We start from the raw sequence: 24,353 nt of genomic DNA, 5'->3' as shown, positions 1-24,353 counted from the left end.
CCCAAACCAACTCTGCCAAGTGCATCAAGAAGTAATCTGACATGGCCGCCAATCTGCAGAACGCCAACTCCAACGACATCACCAGCGTGATCTCCACGCTCGGTCAGCGCGCCGGCAGCCGTGCAGGCGGCGCCAAGGCTGAAGCGCTTGCGGGTCCCAAGCGTGCCGCGATCCTGATGCTGGCGCTCGGCGAGCAATATGGCGGCAAGATCTGGTCGCTGCTCGACGACGATGAGGTGCGCCAGCTCTCGCTGGAGATGTCGACGCTCGGCACCGTCGAAGTCGACACCGTCGAGGACATGCTGCTCGAATTCGTCTCGCGCATGTCGGCCTCGGGCGCGCTGATGGGCAATTTCGACGCCACCGAGCGCCTGCTGCAGCAATACCTGCCGCCGGAGCGCGTCAACGGCATCATGGACGAGATCCGCGGCCCTGCGGGGCGCAACATGTGGGAGAAGCTCTCCAACGTGCAGGAAGAGGTGCTCGCCAACTATCTCAAGAACGAATATCCGCAGACCATCGCGGTGGTGCTGTCGAAGCTGAAGTCGGAGCACGCCGCCCGCGTGCTCGGCATCCTGCCCGAAGAGCTCGCGCTCGACGTCATCAACCGCATGCTGAAGATGGAGGCGGTGCAGAAGGAGGTGATCGAGAGCGTGGAGAAGACGCTGCGCACCGAGTTCATGTCCAATCTGTCGCAGACCCGCCGCCGCGACGCCCACGAAGTGATGGCGGAAATCTTCAACAATTTCGACCGCCAGACCGAAACCCGCTTCATCACCTCGCTTGAAGAGGACAACCGCGAATCGGCCGAGCGCATCAAGGCGCTGATGTTCACCTTCGACGATCTCGTGAAGCTGGATTCCGGCTCGGCCCAGACCCTGATGCGCAACGTCGACAAGGACAAGCTCGGCGTCGCGCTCAAGAGCGCCAACGAGGATGTCCGCAACTTCTTCTTCGGCAACATGTCCTCGCGCGCGGCCAAGATGCTCCAGGACGACATGGCGGCGATGGGCCCGGTGCGTCTGCGCGACGTCGACGAGGCCCAGGCGCTGCTCGTCAACCTCGCCAAGGACCTCGCCGCCAAGGGCGAGATCATGCTGACCAAGAACCGCGCCGACGACGAGTTGGTGTACTGATGGCCGCTCCGGCGAAATTCCTGTTCGATACCGACTTCGCGGCGCCCGAGCGGTCGACGCGCGAGAAGGGCGCGACCGCCGCCGAGATCGCCCAGAAGGTCGCGGAAGCCGAAGCGCGCGCCTATCAGGACGGCTTTGCCGCCGGCCAGCGCGAGGCCAAGGCGGAGAGCGACCGCCGCGTCGCGCTCGCCATGGAAGAGATCAACATCGCGGTCCGGGGCATCGCCTCCGGCATCGGCAACATCGAATCCAAGATGGAGACCGAGGCGGTCGATGTCGCAGTCGCGGTCGCCCGCAAGCTGTGCGCCGATCTGGTCGCGGCCGAGCCGCTCGGCGAGATCATGGCGCTGGTCAAGGACTGCTTCTCGCATCTGGTCGCGACGCCGCATCTCGTCGTCCGCATCAACGACGCGCTCTATGAGGCTGCGCGCGACAAGATCGAGCGGCTCGCCAAGCAGAGCGGCTTCGAGGGCCGGCTGGTGATCCTGGCCGAGCCGGAGATTGCGACCGGCGATTGCCGGATCGAATGGGCCGATGGCGGCGTCGTGCTGGAGCGCAACGCCATCGCGGCCAAGATCGACGAAATGGTCGGACGCTACATCGCGTCCCGCAGGGGGAATTAAACCATGAGCGACACCGACGGACAGGTCCCGCTGCCCGATCTCAACGGCCCGATGCCGCCCGCCGGCACCGACGTCGGCTATACCGAAGACGAATACGCGGCGCGCGTCGCGGCCGACCTCGAAGCCGTGTTCGACGTGCCGGTGCAGGTCTCTGCCGTGCTCGGCCGCTCCAAGATGGACGTGGGCGAGCTGTTGAAGCTTGGGCCCGGCACCGTGCTCGAGCTCGACCGGCGCGTCGGCGAGGCCATCGACATCTACGTCAACAACCGTCTCGTCGCCCGCGGCGAGGTGGTGCTGGTCGAAGACAAGCTCGGCGTGACCATGACCGAAATCATCAAGACCGAACGCGGCTAGCCAATACACGCGAATGACGCGCGGCAGCGCGAACAGACGGACAGGAGACTGACATGCGGCTTCTCATCGTTGGCACATTGAAGGGCCAGCTCACCACCGCCACCAAGATCGCGATGGAGAATGGCGCCACCGTGACCCATGCCGAGGATCACGAGCAGGCCATGCGCGTCCTGCGCGGCGGCAAGGGCGCCGACCTCCTGCTGGTCGACGTCGCGCTCGACATCCGCGACCTCGTGATGCGGCTGGAGGCCGAGCACATCCACGCTCCGATCGTCGCCTGCGGCATCACCAACGACGCCCGCGCCGCGGTCGCCGCGATCCATGCCGGCGCCAAGGAATACATCCCGCTGCCGCCGGAGCCGGAGCTGATTGCCGCGGTGCTGGCCGCCGTCGCCAACGATTCCCGCGAGCTGGTCTATCGCGACGACGCCATGGCGCGCGTGATTAAGCTCGCCCAGCAGATTGCGGGCTCCGACGCCTCGGTGATGATCACCGGCGAATCTGGCACCGGCAAGGAAGTGCTGGCGCGCTACGTCCACACCCGCTCGTCACGCGCCAAGCGTCCATTCATCTCGATCAATTGCGCCGCGATCCCCGAGCATCTGCTGGAATCCGAGCTGTTCGGCCACGAGAAGGGCGCCTTCACCGGCGCGGTTGCCCGCCGTATCGGCAAGTTCGAGGAGGCGACCGGCGGCACGCTGCTGCTCGACGAAATCTCGGAGATGGATGTCCGCCTGCAATCCAAGCTCCTACGCGCCATCCAGGAGCGCGTGATCGATCGCGTCGGCGGCACCAAGCCTGTAGCCGTGGACATCCGCATCATCGCAACCTCGAACCGCAACCTCGCCGAGGCCGTGCGCGAAGGCACGTTCCGCGAGGATCTGCTGTTCCGCCTCAACGTCGTGAACCTGAAGATCCCGCCGCTGCGCGAGCGTCCTGCCGACATCCTCGAGCTGGCCCAGCATTTCGTGAAGAAATATGCCGAGGCCAACGGCGTGCCGCTGCGCCCGATCTCGACGGAAGCGCGCCGCGTGCTCTCCACCAACCGCTGGCAGGGCAATGTTCGCGAGCTCGAGAACACCATGCATCGCGCGGTGCTGATGGCGCAGGGCGACGAGATCGGTGCCGACGCGATCATCACGCCGGACGGCGACCGCCTCGACCTCGCCAAGACGCCTCCGGCGGTGGCACATGCGACCATGGCCGCCGAGCAGGTGACGCGCGCGCTGGTGGGGCGCACCGTCGCCGACGTCGAGCGCGACCTGATCCTGGAGACGCTGAAGCACTGCCTCGGCAACCGCACCCACGCCGCCAACATCCTGGGGATCTCGATCCGCACGCTGCGCAACAAGCTCAACGAATATGCCGACGGCGGCATCCCGATCACGCCGGCGGGCGCACCCGGCGAATATCCGCGCATGCCGGCCATGGGATGAGCAAACAGCTCTTCGATCTCGTCAAGCCACCCAGGCATTCACATGAAGCGTGCGAGTGGCCGGGACGAGCCCGGCCACCGCCACCAAGTGTCTCGCCTCATGGCGGCGCCACGCTCAGACAAGCTACTTGCCAGGCGGAACGTAGACGCTTGTAAGCTTCGCAGCCTTTTCCGCAACACTCTTGAATTCACCCATCTTCCAGGCGCGTACGGTCTCAATCTTGGCGATAGCCCCGCTCGCCGCGGCCGCCATTCCGAGGGCGACAGCATCGGCTCCATCGGGGAACTCCGCAACGATGAGCGCGTCATGTGCGCCTGTTGTCATGAACGCTCCCTGGAGCTTTCCGCCGGCTTTTTCGATCATCGGTCCGATGACCGCGCTGCGATCGGACGGTTTGTCGACCAATCCCTTGATGCCGGAATTTGAGTATGAGACGTATGAGATGAACAGCGGCATGTTTTCTCTCCGTCGATGTTTGAACGATGACAAATGTCGCTTTGGAAAGAGCTCTCTGAGCGAGAGCAAGGCAGGGCCTGCCGACGGCACGCGAGCTGCCTTGAAAACTCAGTCACGGACTTCGGCACGTCCTACTGGCAGCCTGCCCAGATTATAACTGACGCCGCATCCTGCGCGAACGGTAAGCCAAGCCTACCCATCTCGATCGCGACTGTTGTGCCGATTGCCAACGGAATGTCCAAGGTCGCCGGCATCGACCCAGGGGAAGAAGGCCGCGACAAAGATCATCGCGCTTCGTACAAATGACGGTAGCACCGCTGCGGAAACTTAGCGGCCCCTGACGATACCGGGCGCCTACGTTCCGACCGTGGTCCCATAATTCTCGACCAAGGGCGCGACAATGCGAAGCGACATGCGGGACGGTCCCGACACGCCCCCCCAGTCATCGCTTCGGGCTACGCGACCGAACACATGGCCGCATCGCATTCGGCGACTAGGTCGCGTCTGCGCAAGGCCATATAACCCGCGTCAGGACCACGTGGGGATAAAACATGTCGGAAGCTCAAATCACGGACTGGCTGGCGTCGCAGCGGCAGGCAATGATCAATCTGCTCCGCGATGTCGTGAACATTGATTCCGGCTCCTATGACAAGGAAGGCGTCGATGCGGTCGGTGCGCGGTTCGAGCAGCATTTTGCCGAGCACGGCATTCCGTGCCGGCGCGAAAGCCACGGCACGTTCGGCGACGCGATCCATGCCGAAGTCGCAAAGCCCGGCAGCAACGAGAAGCCGGTGCTGTTGATGGGACATCGCGATACCGTGTTCGGCAAGGGCGAGGCCGGGCGACGTCCGTTCACGATCCGGGACGGGCGCGCCTACGGGCCGGGGGTCTCCGACATGAAGTCGGGCCTCGTCATGAACGTGTTCGTGGCCACCGCCTTCCACAAATTCGGCGGCCATCCGCATCCCATCAAGCTGCTGATCACATCGGACGAGGAAATCGGCTCGCCGTCTTCGCGGCCCGTGATCGAGCGCGAGGGACGTAGCGCCCGCGCCGTGTTCAATTCCGAGCCGGGCCGCCCCACCGGCAACGTCGTCACCGGGCGCAAGGGCGGCATCTTCATGCACATGGCCATCACCGGCAAGGCCGCGCATTCGGGCGCCAATTTCGCCGCCGGCGTCAGCGCGATCGGCGAGCTCGCGCACAAGATCGTGCAGATCCACGGGCTGACCGATCTCGACAAGGGCATCACCCTCAATGTCGGGCTGGTCTCGGGCGGGCAGTCCGTCAACACCACGGCGCCTTACGCCGAAGGCCAGATCGACCTGCGCTATGTCGATCCGGCGGATCGTGCGCGGATCATGGCTGCGATCGAGACGATCGTCACGACGTCCTACGTGCCGGGCACCAGCGCGACGCTGTCGATCAAGGGCGAGTTCGTGCCGGTGGTGCAGAGCGCGGATTCGAAGGCGCTGTTCGAGACCTACCAGGCCGCCGCGAGAGATGCGGGCCTCACCACGCTGCAGGGCGAGTTCTCCGGCGGCTGCGCCGACTCCGGCTTCACCGCCGCGGTGGGCACGCCGACCATCTGCGGCCTCGGCCCGGTCGGCGGGCTCGCGCACACGCCGGAGGAATATCTCGAGGTCGACAGCATCGTGCCCCGCGCACAGGCGCTGGCGCTGGCGATCTTGAGGGGGTAGGCCCACACTCCCTCGTCATGGCCGGGCTTGACCCGGGCATCCACGTCTCTCCCAGATCGCCGATGCACGTGGATGGCCGGGTCAAGCCCGGCCATGACGAGCTCTGAGAGCCGGCACATCGGCGACGCGCGGGCTGACCTACGAATAACTCGGCGCGTCGGGCTTGCGGAAGATGTGGATGGGGTCGCCCGGCACGATCGGCGATCCCGAGAACATCGCATAGGCGTAGAGCGCGAGATAGGCGATCGCGAGCGCGCCGATGGCGTAGAAGGCCCAGGTCGCAACGCGCTTCATCATTCGGCTCCCGCGCCTTCCAGCGGGAAGGCTTGGGGCGTTTCTAGAGCGATGGTGTCGAAAAGACCAGCCTCGGCGTCAGGGCACGGCGGTCAAGCGCCGCGGCGGCTGCGCGTGGGAACACTGACGTTGGCGAGCCTGACCGCGTCCTCGTCCTGGTCGACCGCCACATACTGGCCGTGCCAATAGGCCAGCGCGGCGGTGCGCGGCGAGCTCCTGATGTCCCGGACGCGGCCGATGACGATGCCATGCGAGTGACGCTCGACGATCTCCTCGACCTCGCAATCGACGGCGGACAAGGCGCCGATCAGCAGCGGAACGCCGGAGACGGATGTCACCCACTGGCTGCCTGCAAAACGGTCGGCGCCCTTCAAGCCGCCCTTCCCCGCAAAGCGCTCGGCCACATCGAGCTGGTCGGCGTTGAGGATGTTCACGCCGAAGGCGCCGTAGCGGCGGATCAACGGAAACGACGAGGCATCCCTGTTGATGCTGACTAGCAGCGTCGGCGGCTCCACCGACAGCGAGGTCACGGACGTGACCGTCATGCCGGTAATGTCCCTGCCGCGCCCGGCGGTGATGACGCTGACACCGCCGGTGAGATGACGCATGGCGCCGCGGAAATCGGCGGACGAGACGGGGATTTCGGTCATGAGATCGCGGGGGACTACATTCATGGTGTTGCTCCCCGGACCGGGGTTCCCTCTATTTAGGTACGATCGTCCGTCGACAACAGGTGGCTCAGGATCGAGCCTTCGAGGCCGGCCAGCTCGGCCGACCCACGCTGGCGGGGCCGGGCCACGTTAACCGTGACGTCATGGGCGATATGGCCCTCCTCGATCACGAGCACGCGGTCGGCCAGCGCAACCGCCTCGGCGACGTCGTGGGTGACCAGGATCGCGGTGAAGCCCTGGCCGCGCCAGACGCGCTCCAGAAGACGCTGCATTGAGATCCGGGTCAGCGCGTCCAGCGCGCCGAGCGGCTCGTCGAAGGCGAGCACGCGCGGGCGGGAGACCAGCGCGCGGCCGAGCGCGACGCGCTGCTTCTGGCCGCCCGACAACACCGAGGGCCATTGGTCGCGCTTGTCGGTCAGACCGACCTCGCTCAGCGCCTTCTCGGCGCGGGCCTGCGCATCGGTGGAGGCGCGCTCGCGGCCGAGGCCGACCTCGACATTGGCGAGCACTCGCGCCCAGGGCAACAGCCGCGGCTCCTGGAACATCACGCGAATGTCCTCGGGCTGGATGTCTTTTGGTTGCATGTCTTGGCCGAAGCTGATGCTGCCGGCATCGACTTTTTCCAGTCCCGCGATCAGACGCAGCAGCGTGCTCTTGCCGCAACCGCTTTTTCCCACGATAGCGACGAACTGGCCGGCCGGGATGTGCAGGTCGATGCCGCGCAGCACCTCGTTGCTGCCGTAGGATTTGCGCAAGCCCCGGATGCTGAGCGGGAGGCCGCTGTTCTGCGCCGGGCGCTCCTCGCGCACGACACGGGCGTGCGGCGCGAAACTGGCGCGGCTGGCGAGCTCGGACTCGGGAAGGGAGGTACGAAGCGCTGTCTGCATGTGATTCCCAGTATTTATGCTCAACGTTTCTGGAAGGCGGGATGCCAGGAGAGCGTCAGGCGCTCCAGCACGCGGGAGGCGCTGTCGGCGAGCTTGCCGAGCAGGGCGTAGATCAGGATCGAGAGCACGACGACGTCGATCAGCATGAACTCGCGCGCCTGCATCGCCATGTAGCCGAGGCCCGAGGATGCCGCGATGGTCTCCGCGACGATCAGGGTCAGCCACATGATGCCGAGCGCGAAGCGGATGCCGACGAAGATCGAGGGCAGCGCGCCCGGGAAGATCACCCGTCGGAACAGTTCGCCATCGGTCATGCCGTAGATGCGGCCCATCTCGATCAGTTGCGGATCGACGGTGCGGATGCCGTGCAGCGTGTTGAGGTAGACTGGGAAGAACACGCCGAGCGCCACCAGGAACAGCTTTGCGCTCTCGTCGATGCCGAACCACAGGATCACCAGCGGGATCAGCGCCAGATGCGGCACGTTACGCACCATCTGCAGCGTGGTGTCGGTGAGCTTGGCCGAAAGCTGCGACAGGCCGTTGGCAAGCCCGAAGGCAAAGCCGATGCTGCCGCCGATCAGGAAGCCGATCGAGGCCCGCCAGAACGAGACCCAGATGTTGCGGACGAGCTCGCCGGAGAGCAGCAGCTTCCAGCCCGCGAGCACGACGTCGCTCGGCGCCGGCAGCACGCGGGTCGGCACGAAGCCGGTGACGCTCGCAACCTGCCAGATCGCGATGATGGCGAGCGGCACGATCCACTGGATCAGGCCGTCGACGCGCGGCAGGCGGACGCTGCGCGGAAGCGAGATGCTATCGATCAGGCTCATGACTGCGACACCCGATGCTGCGGACGGAAGTCGCTGCCGACCGTCTCGCCGAACGGACCGCCGTTGAAATGCAGCTTGGTGACGTTGCTCGGCTGCTCCAGCGCAAGCAGCGGGAACACCAGCTCGGCGAAGCGATAGGCCTCCTCCAGATGCGGATAGCCCGACATGATGAACGTATCGATGCCGAGATCCTGATACTCCCTGATGCGGGCCGCGACGGTCTCGGCGTCGCCGACCAGCGCGGTGCCGGCTCCGCCGCGCACGAGGCCGACGCCGGCCCACAGGTTCGGTGCGATCTCGAGCCTGTCGCGCTTGCCGCCGTGAAGCTGCGCCATGCGCTGCTGGCCGACGGAGTCCATGCGGGCAAAATTCTTCTGCGCCAGCGCAATGGTGTCGTCGCTGACATGCTTGATCAGCTCGTTCGCATCGCGCCAGGCCGCCTCATTGGTTTCGCGGACGATGACGTGAAGACGGATGCCGAAGGAGAGCTTTCGCCCACGCGCTGCGGCGACCTCCCTCACCTTGGCGATCTTCTCGGCGACCAGCGCCGGCGGCTCGCCCCAGGTGAGGTATTTATCGACGGTGTCGACCGCGACGTCGATGCCGGCATCGGACGAGCCACCGAAATACAGCGGTGGGCGCGGCGACTGCACCGGCGGAAACAAGAGCTTGCTGCCCTCGACATGGATGTGCTTGCCCTCTGCGTTCACCGTCTTGCCGGCGAGCAGATCGCTATAGACGCCCAGGAACTCACGGGTGACCTCGTAGCGCTCGTCATGACCGAGGAATATCCCGTCGCCCTTGTTCTCGACGGGATCGCCGCCGGTGACGACGTTGACGAGAAGCCGACCATTCGAGATGCGATCCAGCGTCGCGGTCATGCGCGCCGCCACGCTCGGGGATTGCAGGCCGGGGCGGACGGCGACGAGATAGCGCAGCCGCTCGGTGAACGGCGCGACCGAGGACGCGACGATCCAGGAATCCTCGCAGGAACGCCCGGTCGGCAGCAGGACGCCGAAATAGCCGAGCTGGTCTGCGGCCTGCGCGATCTGGCGCAGATAGTTGAAGTTGACCTCGCGGCCGCCGATACCGGTGCCGAGATAGCGGCCGTCGCCGTGGGTCGGCAGAAACCAGAGGATGTTGGGGCTGGGTTGCTTGCTCATGGTCGTGCTCACGATCCTGACTTCCGAGCGACGTCGGAGATCTTGATGGATTTGGGGATGAGGCCCAGCGCGAAGAACGCGTCGGCCACCTGCTGCTGGTCGGCGATGACCGCATCGGTGATCGGCTTGATGCCGTAGGACTGCCGCTTCAAGGCGACCTCGACGACGGGGACCGACAGGCCGATCGCCGGCGCCAGTTGCTGGGCCACCGCATGGATGTCGCCCTTGGCCCAATCGTCGACCGCGCTGAGCTCGGCGAGCACGGCGTCGACGATCTTCGGATTGGCGTCGAGGAATTTCTTCGAGGAGAAGTAGAACTGGTAATTGGCGACGATGCCGGTGCCGTCGGCGAGCGTGCGCGCGCCGGTGGCCGCTTCTGCCGCGGCCTGGAACGGATCCCAGATCACCCAGGCATCGACTGCGCCACGCTCGAACGCGGCGCGGGCATCGGCGGGCGCCAGGAACACCGGTTCGATCTCGTTATACTTGACGCCGGCTTTCTCCAGCGCCTTGACCAGGAGGTAATGGACGTTGGATCCCTTGTTGAGCGCGACCTTCTTGCCTTTGAGGTCTGCGACGGATTTCAGCGGGCTGTCCTTCGGCACCAGGATCGCCTCGCCCTTCGGCGCCGGCGGCTCATAGGCGACATATTGGATCGGCGCGCCGGCAGCCTGCGCGAAGATCGGCGGGGCTTCGCCGGTGTTGCCGAAATCGATCGCGCCGACATTGAGCGCCTCGAGCAGCGGCGGGCCCGACGGGAATTCTGTCCACACCACCTTGTAGCCGTCGGCGGCGAGCTTCGGCTCCAGCGTGCCCTTGCTCTTGAGCAGCACCAGCTTGCCGTATTTCTGGTAGCCGATGCGGACGACCTTGTCCTGGCCGTAGGAGGTACCGACGGCGGCGGCGACGATGCCGACCGACAGCATGATGGCCGCGATCAGACGCTGGATGATACGCCTCATGTTCAAACCCTTGTGCGTGGGAAGAGTGGTCGGCACGGTCAGGCTGCCGGGTTGCGCCAGACGATGTCGCGGATGACGATCGGCTTCGGGATCAGGCCGAGCTTGTAGAAGCGGTCGGCGACGCCCTGCTGGGTCGCGACGATCTCGTCGGTAACGGGGCCAACCACGAAGTTTGCGCGATTGGCGGCGACGGCCTGGATGTCCAATGGGACGCCGGTGATCGCGGCGAGCGATTTGGCGACCTCGTCGCGGTGCTGCTCGGCCCATTTGCCTGCCGCCGTCGTCACGTCGACGATCTGCTGCAGGACGGCCCCATGGTTTCTCGCGAACTCGCGATTGGCGATGTAGAAGGAGTTCGTCTTGGTGACCTCGCGCGAATTGATCAGGATGCGGCCGTTCTGCTTGGTCTCGCCGATCGCGAAATACGGGTCCCAGATCGCCCAGGCCTCGATGCTGCCGTTGGCAAAGGCGGGGCCGGCGTCCGGCGGTGTCAGATAGACCGGCGTGATGTCGGCATAGGTCAGACCCGCCTCCTCCAGCGTTTGCACGACGATGTTGTGCGCGCTGGAGCCCTTGGTGAAGCCGATGCGCTTGCCCTTGAGGTCGGCGATGGTGCGGACCTGTGAATCCTTCGGAACCAGGATGCCCTGACCGTTGGTGATAGGCTGGCCGGCGGCATAGACGATGGCGGCGCCCGCGGCCTGGGCGAACACCGGCGGGGAGTCGCCGACCGCGCCGAAATCGACGCTGCCGACATTCATCGCCTCCATCATCGGCGGCCCCGAGGAGAACTCGATCCATTTCACGTCGATGCCGAGGGGCGTGAAATGTTTTTCCAGCGCGGCCTGCTGACGCGTGATGACCAGCACGCCGGTCTTCTGGTAGCCGATACGAATTTCCTTCGGTGTGCTCTGCGCATTGGCGCGCGAAGCGAACGCAGCGGTAGCCGCGGTTCCAACAGAGAGCTTCAGAAAGTCGCGACGCTGCATTCCACACTCCCGGCCGTGCGCGGCCGTTGTCCCCTGCGATCAGGGAATGATGGTGCGGGTCAGCGGACGTGTCGAGACATGCGGAAAAATAGCGATGCGCGCACTGCGCGCGAGGCAGAGGGCATGACTAATATTTCAAGGGGCGCAGCTGATGCAGCGCGAATTTTTTCCGCACGCGAATGTGACAAACGCGCCACTCAAGCCGAACTGCGAAAACAACCCCATGCACAGTAGCCAAGGTCTTGTTCTTAAACGAGTTTCGCATTTCACGAATTTCGCTTTGACCCGTCGGGCAAAACAGGGGCAGAATGTCATCATGCCGCGGACGGGTGGAGACCGCTCGCCGGCTAGTGCCGCCACTTCACAGGCAAATTCTGCAGCCCACGGAAGGCCCAGCCGCCGATCCGCACCTCCTCGTCATCGGCGATCTCGAGCTCCCCGGCGCGGGCAAACACTGTGGGCAGCGCGACATCCGCGATCATGGCACGCGAAGCCCAGGCGCCGGCGCAGAAATGCGGGCCGGCGCCGAAGGCAACGCTCTTGGAAGTGTCGCGTCGCACGTCGAACGCGTCGGGGCGTTCAAAGTGCTTCTCGTCGCGGTTGGCGGAGCCGAACATCAGGAACACGCGCTCGTCGAGCTCGAACGACACGTCGCGGATGGTCCAGGGCTTTGCGATGCGCCGCGGCGACATGCCGATCGGCGAGATCCAGCGGGCATATTCTTCGAAGGCCTGGAGCCAGGACACCTCACCGCGCCTGATAAGAGCGAGCTGGTCGGGATGGGTGAGCAGCGCCCAGACCGTGCCGGCGATCGCCTTGCGCGGCTCGTTCTGGCCGCCTGATATCGCAAGCTTGACATTTGCGCGCACGCTTTCCATCGGCATGCCCGAGGAAAGCAGCACGCCGAGGATGCTCTGGTCGGGATTCTTGCGCTTCACCGGCAAGATATCGTCGATCGCAGCATCAATGCCTGAGGTCGCCGTATGACAGCGCGCCTCGACCGCGGGGTCACCGCCATAATTGGCAATGCCCTCGATCATGCCTTGCGACCACGCATCCATGTCCTGAAAGCCGATATTGGTGAGGCCGGTGATCGACTTCAGGCATTCGCCAGAGAACGGCAGCGCGAAGTCGCGCATGAAATCGATCCGGCCGGGCTCGATTGCATCGATGATGCGGTCGGCATGAGCCTGGAACTGCGCGGTCCAGTGCGCCTTCACCGTCTTCGGCGACACCGTCGGGAACATGGCGCGGCGCTCGACCTGATGAGCCTCGCCGTCCTTGCGCATCATGTTGTGACCCATCAGCCGGTTCATCAGGCCTGCGGGCTGGTGCGAGGAGAACACGTCGATCTGCTTCTCGGAGATCGAGATGTCATCGCGGCTCGTCAGCAGCGTCGAGCCGAGCTGCGGCACGAAAGCGATCGGCGCCTCCTTGCGCATGGTCGCGAGCATCGGATACGGATCGGCCCAGAACGCGGCCGGGTCGATGTCGATGCGCGGCGCCGTGCTCAAAGGCGGTGTCTCCCCAATTTCTCATGTGCTTCAGGGAGACTAGCGGACTCCGCCGCCGGCGTCTGTCCCCAGCGATAGGGACGGCCAGAATTGGAACGCAGACCGGCAACCGAGGACTGCCGTTACCGGGCCTCGGCGATCCTCGGCTCGGGAGACACCATCTGCGCGTTGGCTGCCAAGGGCCGGTTCGAGGGCGAAGTCGGGGCCGGCGATCGGGAAGCGGCGTCGGCCGGCGCTCCCTGGGAAGGGCGGCGCGCAGCATTTGCCGGAAGCACGATCACCTTTGCGCCGACCTTCACCCGTTCATAGAGGTCCGTGACGTCGTCATTGGTCAGCCGGATGCAGCCGGACGACACCCGCTTGCCGATCGTATCGGGCTTGTTGGTGCCGTGAATGCGATATTCGGTTTCGCCCAGATACATCGCGCGCGCGCCGAGCGGATTGCCGGGGCCGCCTGCCATGAACCGCGGCAGATAAGGCTGACGCCCGATCATCTCGGTCGGCGGATGCCAATCCGGCCATTCGGCTTTGCGGGCCACGGTCTGCTCGCCGGACCATGTGAAACCTTCGCGGCCGACACCGATGCCGTAGCGTATCGCCTGCCTATCGTTCAGGACGAAATAGAGGAATGTGTTTCCGGTATCGATGATCACAGTGCCCGGCGTCTGGCGGCTGGCATAGTCGACCACCTGCCGAACCAATGCCCCGGGAGCGTCGGCATCTGCCTTTGGTGGCTCGGCCAGCGGCGCCGGGGCCGGGATCGGAGCCGGAGCCGACGTGGGAGCCGACGCGGATGCATGGACCGGAGGTGCCACGTAAACCGGGCTCGACGAGGCCCGGGCTTCCTGCGCGGACGGCTTGCGCACCGGTTGCGCGCTCCAAGGGCGAGACAACAAACCGTATCCCAAAGCGGCGACGGCCACCGCGCCAATTCCAACTCGCGCGGCCATCGACAGGGCGAACGGCTCCGCCTTTCCACGCTTGGCACGCTTGCTCATGCTCTCTCCCAGGTCACCATGCCCAAGAGAGGTACCCAGCAAAATTTAAGAAACTTCGAAGCGATGTCGCTCGGAAGGGAACCGTCAGCGATGGTTAACGCGGAGAGGACACGCTCCGCTTGTTCGGGTCACCTGCAGTAAGCGAACCCTCGCGGCGCTCTGAGCTGAGGTTTGCACGGGCTCAGATGCCGGCGTTCAGAGTGATTTGGTGAAACTCGGGAGCAGACCCTCGAAGCTGTTCGCCAGCCTCATTTCTGCCCGATATCGCAAGCGATTCTAGCAGCATTCCTTCTGATATTGATTGCTCCGGTCGGGTAATAACATGACCTTGATTGAGGCTATCGGTTATTTGGCATCGGCTCTTGTCCTGCTCACGTTCTGCATGAGCACCATGTTGAGCCTGCGTGCGGTGGCAATTTGCAGCAACTTCGCGTTCATCAGCTACGGTTTCGGGGCCGGGCTGTACCCTGTTCTTGTTCTGCACGTCGTGCTGCTTCCTTTGAACATTGTATTGCTCGTTCGCATGATGATCTTGCTTCGGAAAGCGAAGCTCGCGGCGGCCACCGATCTTTCACCATTGTGGATGCAGCCATTCATGTGGCCAAAGCATTTCAAGGCAGGGGAGACGATCTTCAGAAAGGGCCAGCATGCCGATTTGCTTTATATGGTCGCATCGGGCGAAGTTGGGCTTCCGGAGATTGACCAACGACTCTCGGCAGGTGATCTCTTCGGTGAAATTGGATTGTTCTCTTTAGAAAGAAGACGCACGCAGACCGCAGTTGCAGCAACCAATGTGGATTTGCTTTGCATCAGCGACGCAGCATTGAAAAAGCTGTGCGAGCGCAATCCTGGCTTATCGTTGTACTTCCTGCGACTGACGGCTACTCGAATGACGCAGAATGCCTCCCGGCTTCCCCCGATCGGCGCCGGCGCCCACTCGGACTGAGATCTTGGATCGGATCGCCTTCTTTAATCCGCAGCGGGTCACAACGCGGCGGCTCAGCGGACTGATTGCATGTCCGCTTTCGAATGCAGGCTGATGCCGAGCTCTTGCTGGCCGCAGGTCAGTTAAGGGGGACAGAGATGACCAGGCCGATCCGCTGCCTGTTTGACTACACCACCACCAGCACCGGCACGCTTCCGTTAGCCAAGACCTCAGATGTCTGACTTCCCAGAAAGAGCCTCTTGAGTCCGCGTCGCCCGTGAGACGACATCACGATCAAATCGCACCCTCTGGACTTGGCAGCTTCGACGATCGCGGTGGCTGGATGAGCGTCTGGAACGTGCAACAGTTCAGCAGATACACCGGACTGCTCCGCGACAGTTCGAGCCTCATGGAGAACTTTGCTCGCGCCTTCTCTCTGAGCGGTATTGAATCGATCCATTTCCTCTTGCGTAGGAATGTACCCTCCGGCGTGTCCGCTCCCATAGTCGATGTACATCCCTTCAGTGACGGTGATGATTGTCGCTCTGGCGCCAACGGCCTTTGCCAGGGCAATGCCATGCTTCACGCCCTTGTTCGCGAGCTCTGATCCATCCGTGCTCAAGAGAATATTGGCGTACATCACGCTCTCCCTTTTTGGTTGAACCGTCAGCAAACCAATCATACCCGCTGTGCAGCGGCGGTCCACTCCTCAGGGATGCGCGTCAGACAGGGCGACAGCTCCGACAGGATCACACATCCGCCTTGCTCTCGGAGTGCAGATACCGCGGACTTAGGGTGCCTCAGTTCAGGCCGTGCGGCCCCGCCAACAGCCGCAGCACGATTCCGAACAATTCGCTCTGCGAGGAGATGCCGAGCCGCTCATAGGCGCGCTTGCGGTAGGTCAGCGTCGAATGCAGGCTGATGCCGAGTTCTTGCGAGATCGCCTCCGAGCTGAAACCTGCGAGGATGCGGCGGCAGACCTCCTGCTCGCGCGGCGTCAGCGATGCCAGCGGCGCGCGCGTTGCGAACAGCGTCGCGAGATCGGGCGCCGGCTTTTCCTGGAAGTGGCGCGCGACACTCGCCGCGATCGCCGGTGCGATCGTCCCCAGCCGCTCGCGCTGTGCGTCGCTGAAGCGGCCCTGCGCGGCGATGCGATAGAAGTTGACGTAGAAGCAGGTGTCCTCAGTCCAGATCGCGGTCGCGCATTTGTCGACGATGCCGGAATCCTGGAAGAAGATCTTCCGATAGCGTGCGCCGTACATGCGCGGCGCGAAGGACGGCAGCATGATCGGCGCATTGCCCTTGCCTTCGAACAGCGCATCGCGGTTCGGATCGGATTCGTGGAACTGGCCGGCATAAGCGGCGCCGAGGTCGCCTCCGATCGGGATGTTGCCGGCATCGAGCAGGCAGCGTGTGGCACCGGCGCGCGACAGCGCAAACACCATGCAATGGCCGACATCGGCGTGCCGGCGCAGCGTGTCGATCAGGACATCTGGGAAATCGGAGCGGCCGATCGCGAGCACCGCGGACGCGATGTCGCCAGCCGGCGGATCGAGGGCTTTCCCGTGGGGTCGCATCGTGTTCCTCCGAAAAACGTTCTTTTGCGAAAGGATAGCAGCAACGGGATTTCGCCGGAAGACGTAGCATGAGGCCCATCGCCCCGGCCGAAGGCAATCGCATGGGCCATCATGGGCGGTTTGCGCGCCGCGCCTCGCCTTCCAGACGATTCCTTCACGGTCTTCCGAGATGAGGCTGATCCGACCGCCCACTCTCCGGTGTGATGTCTCACCTCAATCACACGATTGGGGAGCGGGCGCTATCATTTGAGACTTTTCGCGTTGCATCTGTGCGTGCACCGTTCGCGGCCATCACCTGTGCCAAGAAACGCGCCTCCTGTTCCATCCCGAGGAACGATTGCGTCTGCGTTGTTTTGTTGTCCGTATCGTCATGTCTGCCCAAGCTGCCATCGAAGGATCAGTCAATGCGCATCCTTCTCGTCGGGGCTACAGGACTTATCGGATCGGCGATCCACGCCAGGCTGTCCGCCGAAGGGCATGACTGCGTCCTGGTGTCGCGCCATCCCGCGGCGCCGCACGATCCCCGCCATGTCACGCTCGACGTCGCCCGGACCACCGATGCGTCGAAATGGAAGGGCCTCCTCACCGGCGTCGATGCCGTGATCAATGCGGCGGGTGCGTTGCAGGGACAGGATATGCAAGGCGTCCATGTCGCCGGCAGCGCGGCGCTCTATGCGGCCTGCGAAAGCGCGGGCGTCCGCCGGGTCATCCTGTTCTCGGCGATCGGCAGCAATGTCGATGCACTCAGCGCGTTCTCCCGCACCAAGCGCGCGGGCGAAGCCGCCTTGATGGCGCGGGAGCTCGACTGGGTCGTGCTGCGGCCTTCCGTCGTGGTGGGCCGGCCGGCCTATGGCGGCAGCGCACTGCTGCGCGGGCTGGCGACACTGCCGGTGATGCCGGTGATGCCCGACACGGCGGCGATCCAGCCGGTGCATCTCGACGACGTCGTCGAAACGGTGCTGTTCTTCCTGCAACCCGGCGCCCCTTCGCGGGTCGCGCTTGATCTCGCCGGTCCGCGGCGGATCGCCTTCAGCGACGCGGCCGCGCTGTTTCGCGCCTGGCTGCGCTGGAGGCCGGCTTACCGCCTGCAGCTGCCGTCCTGGGCGGCTTCGATCGCGTACCGCGCGGGCGACGTTGCGCAGATGCTGGGATGGCGAACACCCATCAACGCGACGGCACAGGCGGAAATGCGGCGCGGCGCAACCGGCGACCCCGAGCCCTGGCGGCAAATGACCGGCGTGACAGCGCGCGATCTCGAAGCGGCCCTCGCACGCGAGCCTGCCTCGGTGCAGGAGCGCTGGTTCGCACAGCTCTATGCGCTCAAGCCGCTGATCTTCGGCGTCTTCGGCGCGTTCTGGATCGCGACAGGCATCATCTCGCTGACCGCGGGCTGGAATATCGGCATGTCGTTGCTGCGGGAGGGCGGGCTGCAAGGGAACGTCGCGGCGCTCGTCGTCACCGCAGGCGCGCTCGCCGACATCGCCATCGGCCTCGCCATCCTTTACCGGCCTCTAAGCCGCTACGGCCTGTGGGCAGCATTGATCATCTCGCTCACCTATGCCGTGATCGGCACGGCCCTGGTGCCGCGGCTGTGGGCTGATCCGCTGGGGCCGATGCTGAAGATCTGGCCGGTGATCATGCTCAACCTGGTTGCCATGGCGATCCGGGAGGATCGCTGATGCCCTATCTCCTGGTTAAGATGGCGCACATCATCGGTGCCGCAGTGCTGCTCGGCACCGGGGCCGGCATCGCCTTCTTCATGCTGGTGGCGCATCTGCGCGGCGACCCGCGCGAGATCGCCGGCGTTGCGCGGACGGTTGTGCTGGCCGACTTCCTGTTCACGGCGAGTGCCGTGATCCTGCAGCCGATCACCGGAACATGGCTGGCCTGGTCGAGCGGTTATTCCCTCGGCGACGGCTGGGTGGCGGCATCCATCGCACTGTATCTCGTGACCGGCGCCTTCTGGCTGCCGGTGGTCTGGATGCAGATGCAGATGCGCGATCTCGCCGTCGCAGCGGTTGCGACCAACACCAAATTGCCCGCCCGGTATCACCAACTCTTCCGATGGTGGTTCGCCTTCGGCTTTCCGGCGTTCGCGGCCGTGCTGATGATCTTCTGGCTGATGATCGCCCGTCCGGCCATTCCATACTGGGATTAGGTTCGGACTTCTATCCTGCCACCTTCACTGGCGCCACATTGATCGCGAGCTTGCCGTAACGATCGGTGAAGGCTTCGGTATCGATCTCCTCCAGCTCGATCTCGCCGCTCATGACGCCCTGCTTCCAGGCGGTCTGTGCCGGGTCGTTCTGGAATTCCGGCATCACCTCGCGGCCGAACAGCTCGAGCGATTCGCAGATGTGCTCGTGGCTGTTCTTGCCGGCCTGGTTGAGCAGGATGACCTGGTCGATATGCGAGGACTGGAAGCGCTTCAGCTTCTTTCGGATCGTCTCCGGCGAGCCGATCAGGCCGCCGCGTAGCGCCGCCTCCTGGGCCTCAGGGTTGTCGCGCTTCCACTTGTTGTACTCGTCCCACATGTTGACGGTGTAGGGCGCGGGACGCTGGCGGTTCTGTGAGGCGCCATAGAAGCGCAGCGCGAACTGAAAGAAGGTAGCGCCGTCGGCGCGGGCGCGCGCCTCTTCATCCGTCTTGGCGCACATGAAGAACGAGACCAGCGCCATGTTCGGATTGATCTGGTAATCGGCGAGCTTGCGGAGCCGCTTGGTCATGGCGTTGTAATAAGCGTGCACCCAGGCGTGCGCGGCATCGGCGCTGACGAACTGGAAGCCGAGCGCGCCAAAGCCATGGCGGCCGGCACGCTCGATGGTCGGCAGCTGCGAGCAGGCCATCCACAGCGGCGGATGCGGCTTCTGCACCGGCTTCGGCACGACGTTGCGCAGGGGGATATCGAAATACTTGCCGTGATGCTCGCTTCCGGCATCCTTGAACATCGGGAAGATCGCGGCGACGGCCTCCTCGAACACCTCCTTCTTGGTCTCCATGTCGCGGCCGAACGGGGTGAGCTCGGTGATCGAGGCGCTCTCGCCCATGCCGAATTCGCAGCGGCCGTTGCTGAGCAGATCCAGCACCGCGACGCGCTCGGCGACGCGCGCCGGATGATTGGTGGTGAGCTGCAGGATGCCGTGGCCGAGCCGGATATTCTTCGTGCGCTGGCTCGCCGCAGCGAGGAAGGATTCCGGCGAAGGCGAGTGCGAGTATTCTTCGAGGAAATGATGCTCGACGACCCAGGCATGGTCGTAGCCGAGCTTGTCGGCAAGCTCCATCTGCGACAGCGCGTTCTGGTAGAGGGCGAGCTCGTCACCGGCCACCCAGGGCCGCGGCAATTGCAGCTCATAGAAGATGCCGAACTTCATGGCGTCGCTCTCCCGCACTTGTTGTTAAGAACATCTTAGTGCGTGAGCCGGCGCTGTCTACGCAAACGCAATTCCGTCGCGCGGCAGATCGCTTCCGCCGCGCGTGGCATGAAAGCCCGATTCCGACGAGCACTACGGGGGCCTGCCAACGCGACTGGTTGATCCAGATCAACGCGTTGGCGGCTCGAACGGATCTAAAGTGCGGCAAGGCAACGGCCCGGATGCCGTCCCGATTCCCAGTACCATTTCAGAGAGACCGAACATGTCGGCCCCTGACGACACGACTTCGCGCGTGCGCCGCAAGCGCATGGAGATCTTCGCCTTCTTGTTCCTCACCGCGGTCGTGATGCCCGTGCTCGCGGTTGGAACCGTCGGCTCTTATGGGCTCGGCGTCTGGATCTACCAGATGTTTGCCGGCCCGCCTGGCCCGCCACTCCCGCATTGATTCCTTATCAGCGAAAGACAGGCATCATGGCTCACGCCGCACTCAATCGCCGCGCCTTGATCACCGGCCGCGTGCTCAGCGCCGATCGCATCATCGCGCCGCCTGGCGCCGAGATCGCCAGTATCATCGTCCAGGCGCGCCCCGAGCGTCTCGTAGAGTTGGAAGCTGAGATCACTGCGCTGCCGGGCTGCGAGATCCACGGCCGCGATCCGCGCGGCAAGCTCGTCGTCGTCACCGAAGCGCCAGATAGCGGCAGCCTCGGCACCCTGCTCAACACCGTCCAGTCGCTGCCGAACGTCTATTCGGCAGCGCTCGTCTTCCATGCCATCGAAACCGCCTAAGTCAGGAAGAGCCGTCATGTCATCGCCCAAGCTCGACCGCCGCCAGATGCTCAAGCTCGAGGCCGCCGCCATCGCGGCCGCCGCCGCGGGCATGCCGGCTCCGGCGCTCGCCGCCAATCTCGTCACGGAGCGCAACAACAGCGAGATGAAGTGGGACAAGGCCGCCTGCCGCTTCTGCGGCACCGGCTGCTCGGTGATGGTCGCGACCAAAGACAATCGCGTCGTCGCCACCCATGGCGACATCAAGGCCGAGGTCAATCGCGGCCTCAACTGCGTCAAGGGCTACTTCCTCTCCAAGATCATGTACGGCCATGACCGCCTGATCCAGCCGATGCTGCGCAAGACCGGCGGCAAATACGACAAGAACGGCGAGTTCACGCCCGTGTCCTGGACCGAAGCCTTCGACATCATGGAGCTGAAGTGGAAGGAGGCGATGAGGAAGCGCGGCCCGAACGGCGTCGCCATGTTCGGCTCCGGCCAGTGGACGATCTGGGAGGGCTATGCCGCCTCCAAGCTGTTCAAGGCCGGCTTCCGCACCAACAACATCGACCCAAATGCGCGGCACTGCATGGCTTCGGCCGTGGCCGGCATGATGCGCACTTTCGGCATCGACGAGCCGTCCGGCTGCTATGATGACATCGAGGCGACCGACGCGTTCGTGCTGTGGGGCTCCAACATGGCGGAGATGCATCCCATTCTGTGGACGCGGATCGCCGACCGCCGGCTCTCCGCGCCCCACGTCCGCGTCGCCGTGCTCTCGACCTTCGAGCATCGCTCGTTCGATCTCGCCGACATCGGCATGGTGTTTGCGCCGCAAAGCGACCTCTACATCCTCAACGCCATCGCCAACCACATCATTAGGACCGGCCGGGTCAACAAGGACTTCGTCGCCAAGCATACCGTATTCAAGCGCGGCCAGACCGACATCGGTTATGGCCTGCGGCCCGAGCATCCGCTGCAGAAGGCGGCGACGGGTGCGGCGAAGCCCAACGACGCCACCGACATGAGCTATGACGAGTTCGTCAAGTTCGTGTCGGAGTACACGCTGGAGAAGGCCGCCGAAATGTCGGGCGTGCCGCTCAACCGCCTCACGGCGCTCGCCGAGCTCTACGCCGATCCCAAGACAAAAGTGGTCTCGTTCTGGACCATGGGCTTCAACCAGCACACCCGCGGCGTCTGGTGCAACAACCTCGTCTACAACATCCATCTTCTGACCGGGAAGATCTCCTCGCCCGGCAACAGCCCGTTCTCGCTGACCGGCCAGCCCTCCGCCTGCGGCACCGCGCGCGAGGTCGGCACGTTCTCGCACCGCCTGCCCGCCGACATGGTCGTGACCAACAAGGCGCATCGCGATCACGCCGAGCACATCTGGCGGCTGCCCGAGGGCACCATCCCCGACAAGAACGGCGCGCACGCCGTGCTGCAAAGCCGGATGCTGAAGGACGGCCTGATCAACGCCTATTGGGTGCAGGTCAACAACAACCTTCAGGCCGGTCCTAACATCAACGAGGAGACCTATCCCGGTTTCCGCAACCCCGACAATTTCATCGTGGTCTCGGATGCCTATCCGACGGTGACGGCGCTTGCCGCCGATCTGATCCTGCCGACCGCGATGTGGGTGGAGAAGGAAGGCGCGTACGGCAATGCCGAGCGTCGCACGCAGTTCTGGCACCAGCTCGTCACCGCGCCGGGTGAAGCCAAGTCCGATCTCTGGCAACTGATGGAATTCTCCAAGCGCTTCAAGATCGAAGAAGTGTGGCCCGCGGAGCTGATCGCCAAGAAGCCGGACGTGCGCGGCAAGACGCTGTTCGACGTGCTCTACAGGAACGGCCAGGTCGACAAGTATCCGACCTCGGAAATCGAGGCCGGCTACGCCAACGACGAAGCGAAGGCGTTCGGCTTCTACGTGCAGAAGGGCCTGTTCGAGGAATATGCGCAATTCGGGCGCGGCCACGGCCACGACCTCGCGCCATTCGACACTTACCACCGCGAGCGCGGCCTGCGCTGGCCGGTCGTCAACGGGCAGGAAACGAAGTGGCGTTTCCGCGAGGGCAGCGACCCCTACGTCAAGCAGGGCGCCGACGTGCAGTTCTACGGCTTCCCGGACGGCAAGGCGCGCGTCTTCGCCCTGCCCTACGAGCCGCCGGCTGAATCGCCCGACAAGGACTATCCGTTCTGGCTCTCGACCGGCCGCGTGCTGGAGCACTGGCATTCCGGCACCATGACGCGCCGCGTGCCTGAGCTCTACAAGGCCTTCCCGGAAGCAGTGTGCTTCATGCATCCCGACGACGCGCAGGAAGCCAAGCTCCGCCGCGGGGATGAGGTGAAGGTGGTCTCCCGCCGCGGCTTCATCCGCGCCCGCGTCGAGACACGCGGCCGCGACCGGCCGCCGAAGGGCCTCGTCTTCGTGCCGTGGTTCGACGAATCCAAGCTGATCAACAAGGTGACGCTCGACGCCACCGATCCGATCTCGCTGCAGACCGACTTCAAGAAATGCGCCGTGCGCATCGAGCGGGTGAACCTGTCATGATGAAACGATTTGGTATCGCCCTGCTGGCGATCGCGATCGCTATGGGCACGAGCTCGCTGACGGCGCAGACCGTCAGCTCAGGCCTGCGCGGCCCGACTCCGCTCAACGACGAGGGGCCCGCGCCGCCGATGCTGCCGAACCGCAATACCTCCGAGAAGGAGGTGCGCAATTATCCGGAGCAGCCGCCGGTGATCCCGCACAATATCGACGGCTATCAGGTCGACCTCAACGGCAACAAGTGCTTGTCCTGCCACGCGCGGGCGCGTACCGCGGAATCGCAGGCGCCGATGGTCTCGATCACGCATTTCATGGACCGCGACGGCCAGTTCCTCGGCTCGGTCTCGCCGCGGCGCTTCTTCTGCACGGAATGTCACGTGCCGCAGAACACCGCCAATCCGCCCGTCAGCAACGATTTCACCGACATCGACACGCTGCTGTCGCGCGCAAGTCCGGGTGGCCGCAGATGACGACGACTGCTGACGAGCCCAACGCAGAGCTGAAGGCCAAGCGTGGCTTCATCGCGCGGAGCTGGGCTTTCCTGCTCGAGCTCTGGCAGGTGCTGACCCGGCCAAGCTCGGTGTTCGCCCTCGGCACCCTGGTGCTGGCCGGCTTCGTTGCCGGCGTGATCTTCTGGGGCGGCTTCAACACCGCGCTGGAAATCACCAACACAGAAAAATTCTGCACCGGCTGCCACGAGATGAAGGACAACGTTTACGCCGAGCTGAAGTCGACCATCCACTTCTCGAACCGCTCCGGCGTGCGCGCGACCTGCCCGGACTGCCACGTGCCGCACAACTGGACCGACAAGATCGCGCGCAAGATGCAGGCCTCCAAGGAGGTCTGGGGCAAGATCTTCGGCACGATCGACACGAGGGAGAAATTCCAGGAGCACCGCCTCGAACTTGCAGCGCATGAATGGGCACGTTTCAAGGCCAACGATTCCCTGGAATGCCGCAACTGCCACAGCGCCGATTCCATGGACATCACCAAGCAGTCGCCGCGCGCCTCAGTGGCGCACCAGCGCTTCCTGTTCACCAAGGAAAAGACCTGCATCGATTGCCACAAGGGCATCGCCCACCAGCTGCCCGATATGCGCGGCGTTCCCGGCTGGCAGTAGGGCCGCGGGCGAGGCAACGATTTTGAGCGCCAAACAC

At 64.4% G+C, this 24,353-nt stretch carries 26 protein-coding genes; 13 read left to right on the top strand and 13 right to left on the bottom strand.

The genetic code is table 11. The features are described from left to right. Positions 1 to 41 precede the first annotated feature (41 nt). The 4 genes from fliG to flbD are packed head-to-tail and all read left to right on the top strand — an operon-like array spanning position 42 to position 3,549. Positions 42 to 1,136, top strand: coding sequence for a flagellar motor switch protein FliG (gene fliG / locus LPJ38_RS12645; protein WP_008546004.1), 1,095 nt, complete (start codon positions 42 to 44; stop codon positions 1,134 to 1,136). Continuing rightward, entirely contained in the window at positions 1,136 to 1,759 is a 624-nt protein-coding gene (locus LPJ38_RS12640; RefSeq protein WP_145642448.1) for a FliH/SctL family protein, read from the top strand. Before fliG ends, LPJ38_RS12640 begins: the two co-directional genes overlap by 1 nt. Positions 1,760 to 1,762: 3 nt before the next feature. Beyond that, complete coding sequence (fliN, locus tag LPJ38_RS12635) at positions 1,763 to 2,113, top strand: flagellar motor switch protein FliN (protein WP_145642446.1); 351 nt, start codon at positions 1,763 to 1,765, stop codon at positions 2,111 to 2,113. Positions 2,114 to 2,166: 53 nt separating this feature from the next. After that, entirely contained in the window at positions 2,167 to 3,549 is a 1,383-nt protein-coding gene (flbD, locus tag LPJ38_RS12630; protein WP_145642444.1) for a sigma-54-dependent transcriptional regulator FlbD, read from the top strand. A gap of 123 nt (positions 3,550 to 3,672) precedes the next feature. Here flbD and LPJ38_RS12625 read toward each other — a convergent pair whose 3' ends face one another. Beyond that, positions 3,673 to 4,005: a GYD domain-containing protein gene (locus LPJ38_RS12625; RefSeq protein ID WP_145642443.1), complete on the bottom strand. Its 333-nt coding sequence runs from the start codon at positions 4,003 to 4,005 to the stop codon at positions 3,673 to 3,675. A gap of 551 nt (positions 4,006 to 4,556) precedes the next feature. Here LPJ38_RS12625 and LPJ38_RS12620 point away from each other — a divergent pair. Further along, complete coding sequence (locus LPJ38_RS12620; RefSeq protein WP_145642441.1) at positions 4,557 to 5,705, top strand: M20 family metallopeptidase; 1,149 nt, start codon at positions 4,557 to 4,559, stop codon at positions 5,703 to 5,705. 138 nt (positions 5,706 to 5,843) lie between these two features. Here LPJ38_RS12620 and LPJ38_RS12615 read toward each other — a convergent pair whose 3' ends face one another. The 9 genes from LPJ38_RS12615 to LPJ38_RS12575 form a co-directional block, all read right to left on the bottom strand. Then, positions 5,844 to 6,002, bottom strand: a complete 159-nt coding sequence (locus LPJ38_RS12615) for a hypothetical protein (RefSeq protein WP_156489411.1) — start codon at positions 6,000 to 6,002, stop codon at positions 5,844 to 5,846. Positions 6,003 to 6,091: 89 nt separating this feature from the next. After that, positions 6,092 to 6,673, bottom strand: coding sequence for a flavin reductase family protein (locus LPJ38_RS12610; RefSeq protein ID WP_145642439.1), 582 nt, complete (start codon positions 6,671 to 6,673; stop codon positions 6,092 to 6,094). Between the two features lie 32 nt (positions 6,674 to 6,705). Continuing rightward, positions 6,706 to 7,557, bottom strand: a complete 852-nt coding sequence (locus tag LPJ38_RS12605) for an ATP-binding cassette domain-containing protein (RefSeq protein ID WP_145642438.1) — start codon at positions 7,555 to 7,557, stop codon at positions 6,706 to 6,708. Between the two features lie 20 nt (positions 7,558 to 7,577). After that, on the bottom strand, positions 7,578 to 8,384 hold the full coding sequence (gene ssuC, locus LPJ38_RS12600; protein ID WP_145642436.1) for an aliphatic sulfonate ABC transporter permease SsuC: 807 nt from the start codon (positions 8,382 to 8,384) through the stop codon (positions 7,578 to 7,580). Further along, complete coding sequence (gene ssuD, locus LPJ38_RS12595) at positions 8,381 to 9,547, bottom strand: FMNH2-dependent alkanesulfonate monooxygenase (protein WP_145642434.1); 1,167 nt, start codon at positions 9,545 to 9,547, stop codon at positions 8,381 to 8,383. Before ssuD ends, ssuC begins: the two co-directional genes overlap by 4 nt. Positions 9,548 to 9,555: 8 nt before the next feature. Beyond that, positions 9,556 to 10,509, bottom strand: coding sequence for a sulfonate ABC transporter substrate-binding protein (locus LPJ38_RS12590; protein WP_145642432.1), 954 nt, complete (start codon positions 10,507 to 10,509; stop codon positions 9,556 to 9,558). A gap of 38 nt (positions 10,510 to 10,547) precedes the next feature. After that, complete coding sequence (locus LPJ38_RS12585) at positions 10,548 to 11,498, bottom strand: sulfonate ABC transporter substrate-binding protein (RefSeq protein ID WP_145642429.1); 951 nt, start codon at positions 11,496 to 11,498, stop codon at positions 10,548 to 10,550. Between the two features lie 347 nt (positions 11,499 to 11,845). Beyond that, entirely contained in the window at positions 11,846 to 13,012 is a 1,167-nt protein-coding gene (locus LPJ38_RS12580; RefSeq protein ID WP_145642426.1) for a cytochrome P450, read from the bottom strand. Positions 13,013 to 13,134: 122 nt separating this feature from the next. After that, the gene (locus LPJ38_RS12575) at positions 13,135 to 14,010 is read right to left on the bottom strand and encodes a L,D-transpeptidase (RefSeq protein WP_167520786.1); all 876 of its coding nucleotides are present in this window, start codon (positions 14,008 to 14,010) and stop codon (positions 13,135 to 13,137) included. A 322-nt stretch (positions 14,011 to 14,332) separates the two neighbouring features. Here LPJ38_RS12575 and LPJ38_RS12570 point away from each other — a divergent pair, with 322 nt between their 5' ends. After that, the gene (locus LPJ38_RS12570) at positions 14,333 to 14,956 is read left to right on the top strand and encodes a Crp/Fnr family transcriptional regulator (protein ID WP_145642421.1); all 624 of its coding nucleotides are present in this window, start codon (positions 14,333 to 14,335) and stop codon (positions 14,954 to 14,956) included. Positions 14,957 to 15,122: 166 nt separating this feature from the next. On the opposite strand, the gene LPJ38_RS12565 is transcribed toward LPJ38_RS12570, so the two are convergent. Together LPJ38_RS12565 and LPJ38_RS12560 are read right to left on the bottom strand one after the other, a co-directional pair. Further along, entirely contained in the window at positions 15,123 to 15,575 is a 453-nt protein-coding gene (locus LPJ38_RS12565; RefSeq protein ID WP_145642419.1) for a universal stress protein, read from the bottom strand. Between the two features lie 160 nt (positions 15,576 to 15,735). After that, positions 15,736 to 16,512 carry a helix-turn-helix transcriptional regulator gene (locus LPJ38_RS12560; protein WP_145642416.1) on the bottom strand — a complete coding sequence of 259 codons (777 nt, stop codon included), beginning with the start codon at positions 16,510 to 16,512 and terminating at the stop codon, positions 15,736 to 15,738. Between the two features lie 404 nt (positions 16,513 to 16,916). Here LPJ38_RS12560 and LPJ38_RS12555 point away from each other — a divergent pair, with 404 nt between their 5' ends. Together LPJ38_RS12555 and LPJ38_RS12550 are read left to right on the top strand one after the other, a co-directional pair. After that, complete coding sequence (locus LPJ38_RS12555) at positions 16,917 to 18,191, top strand: SDR family oxidoreductase (RefSeq protein ID WP_145642414.1); 1,275 nt, start codon at positions 16,917 to 16,919, stop codon at positions 18,189 to 18,191. Beyond that, on the top strand, positions 18,191 to 18,670 hold the full coding sequence (locus LPJ38_RS12550; RefSeq protein WP_145642412.1) for a DUF2269 family protein: 480 nt from the start codon (positions 18,191 to 18,193) through the stop codon (positions 18,668 to 18,670). The genes LPJ38_RS12555 and LPJ38_RS12550 overlap by 1 nt, the downstream gene beginning before the upstream one ends. A 10-nt stretch (positions 18,671 to 18,680) precedes the next feature. Here the strand turns inward: LPJ38_RS12550 and LPJ38_RS12545 are convergent, their stop codons facing one another. Beyond that, entirely contained in the window at positions 18,681 to 19,883 is a 1,203-nt protein-coding gene (locus tag LPJ38_RS12545; protein ID WP_167520785.1) for an LLM class flavin-dependent oxidoreductase, read from the bottom strand. 262 nt (positions 19,884 to 20,145) lie between these two features. Here LPJ38_RS12545 and napE point away from each other — a divergent pair, with 262 nt between their 5' ends. From napE to LPJ38_RS12520, 5 genes are read left to right on the top strand one after another with little or no spacing between them, the layout of a single operon-like run. Continuing rightward, entirely contained in the window at positions 20,146 to 20,328 is a 183-nt protein-coding gene (gene napE / locus LPJ38_RS12540) for a periplasmic nitrate reductase, NapE protein (RefSeq protein WP_145642408.1), read from the top strand. A gap of 26 nt (positions 20,329 to 20,354) precedes the next feature. Next, positions 20,355 to 20,669 (top strand): chaperone NapD, encoded by a 315-nt coding sequence (locus LPJ38_RS12535; protein WP_145642406.1) that lies wholly within the window; start codon positions 20,355 to 20,357, stop codon positions 20,667 to 20,669. Positions 20,670 to 20,685: 16 nt separating this feature from the next. Further along, a complete protein-coding gene (napA, locus tag LPJ38_RS12530) occupies positions 20,686 to 23,199 on the top strand; it encodes a nitrate reductase catalytic subunit NapA (protein ID WP_145642404.1) in 2,514 nt (837 codons plus the stop codon). Beyond that, on the top strand, positions 23,196 to 23,666 hold the full coding sequence (locus LPJ38_RS12525) for a nitrate reductase cytochrome c-type subunit (protein WP_060737076.1): 471 nt from the start codon (positions 23,196 to 23,198) through the stop codon (positions 23,664 to 23,666). The genes napA and LPJ38_RS12525 overlap by 4 nt, the downstream gene beginning before the upstream one ends. Further along, on the top strand, positions 23,663 to 24,316 hold the full coding sequence (locus LPJ38_RS12520; protein WP_145642402.1) for a NapC/NirT family cytochrome c: 654 nt from the start codon (positions 23,663 to 23,665) through the stop codon (positions 24,314 to 24,316). Before LPJ38_RS12525 ends, LPJ38_RS12520 begins: the two co-directional genes overlap by 4 nt. The last annotated feature ends 37 nt before the right edge of the window (positions 24,317 to 24,353 follow it).

It is taken from the genome of Bradyrhizobium daqingense, from assembly GCF_021044685.1.
Classification (GTDB): domain Bacteria; phylum Pseudomonadota; class Alphaproteobacteria; order Rhizobiales; family Xanthobacteraceae; genus Bradyrhizobium; species Bradyrhizobium daqingense.
The sequence above is the reverse complement of the archived record's forward strand: the minus strand, read 5'-3'. Positions and strand labels throughout refer to the sequence as shown.